At 70.1% G+C, this 1,316-nt stretch carries 2 protein-coding genes; both read left to right on the plus strand.

Annotation, left to right across the window (positions count from 1 at the left end):
* A partial coding sequence (locus tag ACIHAA_RS31865) for an acyl carrier protein (protein ID WP_399823314.1) occupies nucleotides 1-509 on the plus strand: 509 nt, incomplete at its 5' end.
* 6 nt (nucleotides 510-515) lie between these two features.
* Nucleotides 516-1,316, plus strand: an 801-nt coding sequence (locus tag ACIHAA_RS31870; RefSeq protein WP_399823316.1) for a beta-ketoacyl synthase N-terminal-like domain-containing protein, incomplete at its 3' end; no start/stop codon positions are given.

Consider the following 1,316-nt stretch of genomic DNA (forward strand, 5'->3'; position numbering starts at 1 on the left):
TGGGTGTTCCGGTGGACTGGGACGCCTTCTACGCCGGTACCGGCGCCCGCCGTGTGGATCTGCCCACGTATGCCTTCGACCACCACCACTACTGGATCGCCGACGGAGCGCCCCCCGAGACCGTCATATCCACCGGACCCGCGGTGACCCCCGCCGAGTCCGGACTGCGTGAACGGCTCGCCGAACTCCCCGCGAGCGACCGCGACTCCCATCTACTGGACGCGGTGTGCGAGCAGACCGCGGCCGTACTCGGTCACGCGGATCCGGGCGCCATCGATCCCGAACGGCCCTTCCACGAGACCGGCTTCGACTCCCTCACCGCCGTCGAACTGGTCAACCGCATCAACCGGATCAGCGGCCTCGCGCTCCCGCCCACCCTGGTCTTCGACCACCCCTCACCGACCGCACTCGCCACGCACCTGCGCACTCTGCTGAGCCCAGAACCCGAACCGTCCCTGGACGACCTGTTCGCACTCGTCGACAAAGAACTCGGCCCGGAAGGGGACTGACCGCCGATGACCACCGCCAACGAGCAGAAGCTCACCGACTACCTCAAGCGGGTCACCGCGGAACTCCAGCGCACCCGGGAACGGCTCGCCGGCCTGGAGGCCGACGACGACCCGATCGCCATCGTTTCCATGGCCTGCCGCTACCCGGGCGGCGTTCGCACGCCGGAAGACCTGTGGCGGCTCGTCGCCGACGGGGTGGACGCCATCGGTGACTTCCCCGACGATCGCGGCTGGGACCTCGACCACCTCGCCGTCCACTCCGACTCCACCCGCGGCGGCTTCCTCGACGCGGCCGGTGACTTCGACGCGGCCTTCTTCGGCATGTCGCCCCGCGAGGCACTGGCGACCGACCCGCAGCAGCGTCTGCTGCTCGAAGTCGCCTGGGAGGCCGTCGAACGCGCGGGCATCGACCCGTCCTCCCTCCGTGACACCCCCACCGGCGTGTTCACCGGCTTCGCCGGTCAGACCTACGCCGACATGGACACCTGCGCGGACGAACTGCGCGGCTATGTGCTCGCCGGAAGCGCCGCCAGCGTGGCATCCGGCCGGATCGCCTACACCCTGGGCCTGCACGGTCCTGCGATCACGGTCGACACCGCCTGCTCCTCCTCCCTGGTCGCCCTGCACACCGCCATCCAGTCACTGCGCCACGGCGACTGCACGCTCGCTCTCGTGGGCGGAGTCACCGTCATGTCCACCCCCGGGGCCTGGATCGAGTTTTCGCGTCAGCAGGGGCTGGCGGTGGATGGTCGGTGCAAGTCGTTCGGGGTGGGTGCGGATGGGACGGGGTGGTCGGAGGGGGTGGGG

The organism is Streptomyces sp. NPDC052040 (genome assembly GCF_044548405.1).
Lineage (GTDB): Bacteria > Actinomycetota > Actinomycetes > Streptomycetales > Streptomycetaceae > Streptomyces.